The following is a 4,685-nucleotide window of genomic DNA, read 5'->3' on the forward strand; positions in this document are numbered from 1 at the left end:
CCCGGGTAGGGGGGGGGCTCGGGGGATGGGGGCCGGGTGGCAGGGTGGGGGGATGGGTGATCTTGGGCAGGGGTTTCGGGAGTTCCGGCTGGATGTGGGCGAAGGGGAGCTGGACGACCTTCGCGGGCGGTTGGAGCGGGTGCGGTGGCCCGATGAGTTGAGCGGGGTCGGGTGGGCGTACGGCATCCCGCTGTCCGAGGTGCGGGAACTCGTCCGGTACTGGCGCGAGGAGTACGACTGGCGGGCCGCCGAGGCGCGGATCAACGAGTGGCCGCAGTACACCACCGAGATCGACGGGGCCACCGTCCACTTCGCGTACCTCCGCTCGCCCGAGCCGCGTGCGACACCCCTGCTGATGACCCACGGCTGGCCCGGGTCGTTCGTGGAGTTCCAGCGGGTCGCCGGGCCGTTGACCGATCCGCGGGCGCATGGCGGGGACCCCGCCGACGCCTTCCACCTGGTACTTCCCCACATCCCGGGGTTCGCCCTGTCGGGGCCGACCACCGAACCCGGTTGGGAGTTCAAGCGGGTGGCGCGCGCCTTCGGGACCCTGATGGAGCGGCTCGGGTACGAGCGGTACGGGGTACAGGGCGGCGACTGGGGCGCTGCGGTCTCGCGGGAGTTGGGGCGGGCGCGGCCGGGGAACGTGGTGGGAGTCCACCTGAACCTGCTGCCCGGCGCCGGGGCGACGTCCGAACCCCCGCCGGAGGAGCTGGCCGCGCTGGACCCCGCCGAGCGGGAGCGGACGCTGGCGTCCTGGGAGCGGTACCGGGTGTGGGCGCGGGAGCGCCAGGGGTACGCCGACATCCAGTCGACCCGGCCGCAGACCCTCGCGTACGCGTTGAACGATTCCCCCGTCGGACAGCTCGCCTGGATCGGCGAGAAGTTCGCCGAGTGGAGCGATCCGCGAACCCCCGTGGACCGGGACCGGATGCTGACGAACGTCATGCTGTACTGGCTGACGGGCACGGTCGGTTCCGCCGCCCGGATCTACTACGAGCGCGCGCACGCCGACCACCACGGGCAGCCGCCCGAGGTGTCGAAGACGCCGACCGCACTCGCCGACTTCCCCCGGGACAACTTCATCCCGCTGCGGCACATCGCCGAACGCACCGACCGGATCGTGCGCTGGACCTCGTACGACAGGGGCGGGCACTTCCCCGCGATGGAGGTGCCCGAGTCGCTGGTGGAGGACGTACGGGCCTTCTTCCGGCAGCTGAGCCCGGAGTCCGCGTCCTGATGGCGGTGTCCGCCCTGTGTAGGGGTCGGCGGGTGGAGGGCAGGGCTGTCATCATCAGCCGATGAAAGACGAACAGAGGACCCAACCCGTTCTGACGGGTGACGAACGCGCCACGCTCACCAGCGTCCTGCAGGGGCAGCGGGACACGCTGATGATGAAGTGCGCGGGCCTGACGGACGAGCAACTGCGCCGCAAGGCGGTCGCGCCGTCCGAGCTGAGCCTGCTCGGGCTGGTACGGCATCTGGCGGAAGTCGAGCGGAGCTGGTTCCGCAATGTGCTCGATGCCGAGGGCGTGAGCAACTTCTTCCCCAGGAACGAGGCCGGTCAGCGGACGGACTTCCACGTCGAGGACGCGGACTCGGCGGAGGCGTTCCGGATCTGGGAGGAGAGCTGCGAGCGCTCCCGCGCGATCGTGGCGGCGGCAGAGTCCCTGGACATGCGGGGGCACCACGAGGACCAGACCTACTCCCTGCACTACGTCCTGGCCCACATGATCGAGGAGTACGCCCGCCACAACGGGCACGCCGACCTGCTGCGCGAGGTGATCGACGGGGTCACCGGGGAGTAGCGGCGGCTGTCGGCCGGGAGCCGGGGACGGTCGGGGAGCCGGTGGCCGTGGCGTCGGGGGCAGCCGGTGGCTACGGGGCCGCCGGGGTGCCCTGACGGTCCACGGCGTCCAGGGCCACCGCCCACGGGAAGGGGGCCGGGGTGTCCTCGTCCGGCGGACCGGGGGTGTACCCGCCCTCGCCGTGGAGGAGTTCCACGCCGGCTCCCCGCAGCTCGGCCAGCGAGAGGTCGAAGCGCGGGTGCGCCGCGAGCGCCGCGTTCGTGCAGGGCATGGCGACGACGGGAATGTCCTTGCCGATGGCCTCGGCGGCGATCCCGGCGACGAACCGGTCGGTGAGCCCGAGAGCCCAGGCGTTGAGCGAGTTGAAGGTGACCGGGGCGAACAGCACGGCGTCGGCCGCGGGCCACACGTCGGGTTCCCCGGGCAGTTTGTACTGCCAGCGCACCGGGTTCCCGGTCAGGGCGGCGAGTCCGTCGAGGCTCTCGGACACCCAGTGCGCGGCCGTCGGGGTCAGGCCGAGGCAGACGTCCCAACCGCGCGACTGGGCGTTCTCGATCACGTGGGCCACGTCGAAGACGGGCGGGGCGGCGGAGCAGAGCAGATACAAGGTCCTCGTCATACCGCCATGTGATCATATTCCTCCACCTCAAGCGGACTTGAGGTGTGAAAGTCATTGCCGAGAGCACAAAGAACGCGGTGGGTGGAGACGGCCCGTCCTCGGGCCGCGACCCCGCGTGACGTGGAGCGCGGGCGGAGAGGCCGGCGCGAGTTTCTCGCGAGTTTCTTCCGCGCGGTGCGATGAGTTTCGGGGGGCCGGGCCGTCTATCCCTGTGACGCGGCGGAACAAGAATGTGGACGGTGTGCACAATGCCTTGTACGCTGCGGGACGTGGAGATGTGGACGCCGTCCACATGGAGGCGCGACACCGTCGGGCACCGGCGGTCGACAAGGGAACAGGTCAACACATGCGCATCGTGGTCAGCGAGTTCATCAGCCTGGACGGCGTCGTGCAGGCCCCGGGCGGAGCGGGCGAGGACGGCGACGGCGGGTTCGCGCACGGCGGCTGGTCGCACCCGTTCTTCGACCCGGAGGTGGTGGGCGGTGCCTTCTCGGACGCGTTGGGCGGCGCCGAGGCGCTGCTGTTCGGGCGACGGACGTGGCAGACCATGGCTGCCGCGTGGCCGGAGCGGGCGGGGGACCCCTTCGCCGACCGGATGAACGCGATCCGCAAGTACGTCGTGTCCGAGAGGCTCGACGACTCCGAGCCGGCCTGGGAGAACACCACCCGCATCCCCGGTGGCGAGGCGGTCGCCCGCATCCGGGAGCTGCGCGGGACCGAGGGCGGCGACCTGGTCGTCATGGGGAGCCCCACCCTCGTCCGCACCCTGCTGAGCGAGGGGTTGGCCGACGAGTTGCGACTCATGATCATGCCGGTGCTGCTCGGCGGCGGTAAGTCGATCTTCCCGGACGACGGCGGCCTGCGGACGCTGGAGTTGGTCTCCACGGTCACCAGCGCCGCGGGCGTCAACGTGTGCACGTACCGGCCGGTGACCGGCGGCTGAGTCCGCCCCACCCTTCACCACCACTCACCCACGAACCCACGCACCCGTCTCCGTACGAGAGGAACCCCGACATGACCGACGCCGTCAAGGGCCCCGCGAGCTACTTCCCCTCGATCGAGAAGAAGCACGGTCGCCCGATCTCGGAGTGGAAGGAACTCATCCGGTCCTCGCCGCTCACCCGGCACATGGAGCTGGTCACCTGGCTCAAGACCGACCACGGCCTGGGCCACGGACACGCCAACGCCCTCGTGGCGCACACCCTCGCCGAGGACGCCGGCAAGTGAACCGCTGAGGGCAAGTGAACCGCTGAGCGGGGTGCGGGAGCGGGCTGGACGCTCGCGTATGGGGCTGAGCTTTTCGGCTATGTTCCGTCTCGGCGCCCGGCGGTTGACTGGTCGCATGACAACGACACGGAACACCCAGAACACCCAGAACACCCAGAACACGCAGGACACGCAGGACGCGCCCCTCACCCTCGTCATCGGGGGCAACGGCAAGACCGGACGGCGCGTCGCCGAGAAGCTGCGGGCGCAGGGCCGCCCGGTCCGGGTCGGATCGCGTACCGGAGAGCCCGCCTTCGACTGGCACGAGCCCGCCGGCTGGGGCGCGGCGCTGGAGGGCGTCGACCGGGTGTACGTCACCTACTACCCCGACCTGGCCTTCCCGGGCGCCGCCGAGCAGGTCGGCGCGTTCGCCGAGGCGGCCGTCGCGGCCGGCGCGCGCCGGTTGGTGCTGCTGTCCGGGCGCGGCGAGGAGGGGGCCGAGCGCAGCGAGGACAACCTGAAGGCCTCCGGCGCCGACTGGACGGTCGTCCGGGCCGGCTGGTTCAACCAGAACTTCGACGAGGGCTTCTTCCTGGAGCCGGTCCTGGCCGGGGAGATCGCCCTGCCGACCGCGGACGCCGTCGAACCCTTCGTGGACGCCGACGACATCGCGGACGTGGTGGTGGCCGCGCTCACCGACGACCGGCACGTCGGCAAGACGTACGAACTGTCCGGCCCGCGCCTGCTCAGCTTCTCCGACGTCGCCGCGGAGCTGTCGAAGGCCACCGGGAGGGAGATCTCCTACGTGCCCGTCTCGGACGCGGACTACCGCGCGGTCCTGCGGACCAACGACCTGCCGGAGGACTTCGCCGAGCTGTTCACGCTGATCCTCGACGGGCGCAACGCGCACGTGGTGCACGGGGTACGGGAGGTCCTGGGCCGGGAGCCCAGGGACTTCGCGGACTTCGCCCGGGAGGCGGCGGCCACCGGAGTCTGGGACGTGTGAGGGACACGCACGGGGAGATGAGGGGCACGCACGCGGAGGCGAGGGG

General features: G+C 71.2%; 6 protein-coding genes. 5 read left to right on the forward strand and 1 reads right to left on the reverse strand.

Translation table 11 applies throughout. The features are described 5' to 3' along the window. Positions 1-52: 52 nt before the first annotated feature. Together ADK55_RS10490 and ADK55_RS10495 are read left to right on the forward strand one after the other, a co-directional pair. Positions 53-1,240: an epoxide hydrolase family protein gene (locus ADK55_RS10490; RefSeq protein WP_053677323.1), complete on the forward strand. Its 1,188-nt coding sequence runs from the start codon at positions 53-55 to the stop codon at positions 1,238-1,240. A gap of 61 nt (positions 1,241-1,301) precedes the next feature. Continuing rightward, positions 1,302-1,808: a DinB family protein gene (locus ADK55_RS10495; protein ID WP_053677325.1), complete on the forward strand. Its 507-nt coding sequence runs from the start codon at positions 1,302-1,304 to the stop codon at positions 1,806-1,808. 70 nt (positions 1,809-1,878) lie between these two features. Here the strand turns inward: ADK55_RS10495 and ADK55_RS10500 are convergent, their stop codons facing one another. Further along, positions 1,879-2,427, reverse strand: coding sequence for a flavoprotein (locus ADK55_RS10500; protein ID WP_053677327.1), 549 nt, complete (start codon positions 2,425-2,427; stop codon positions 1,879-1,881). 346 nt (positions 2,428-2,773) lie between these two features. On the opposite strand from ADK55_RS10500, the gene ADK55_RS10505 reads away from it, so the two are divergent. From ADK55_RS10505 to ADK55_RS10515, 3 genes are all read left to right on the forward strand, one after another. Beyond that, positions 2,774-3,370: a dihydrofolate reductase family protein gene (locus tag ADK55_RS10505; protein ID WP_053677329.1), complete on the forward strand. Its 597-nt coding sequence runs from the start codon at positions 2,774-2,776 to the stop codon at positions 3,368-3,370. A gap of 71 nt (positions 3,371-3,441) precedes the next feature. Then, positions 3,442-3,654 (forward strand): DUF4287 domain-containing protein, encoded by a 213-nt coding sequence (locus tag ADK55_RS10510; RefSeq protein WP_053677331.1) that lies wholly within the window; start codon positions 3,442-3,444, stop codon positions 3,652-3,654. Between the two features lie 115 nt (positions 3,655-3,769). Next, positions 3,770-4,639, forward strand: coding sequence for an NAD(P)H-binding protein (locus ADK55_RS10515; RefSeq protein ID WP_199826486.1), 870 nt, complete (start codon positions 3,770-3,772; stop codon positions 4,637-4,639). The last annotated feature ends 46 nt before the right edge of the window (positions 4,640-4,685 follow it).

Origin of the sequence: Streptomyces sp. WM4235 (assembly GCF_001279725.1) — a bacterium.
Taxonomy (GTDB): Bacteria; Actinomycetota; Actinomycetes; order Streptomycetales; family Streptomycetaceae; genus Streptomyces.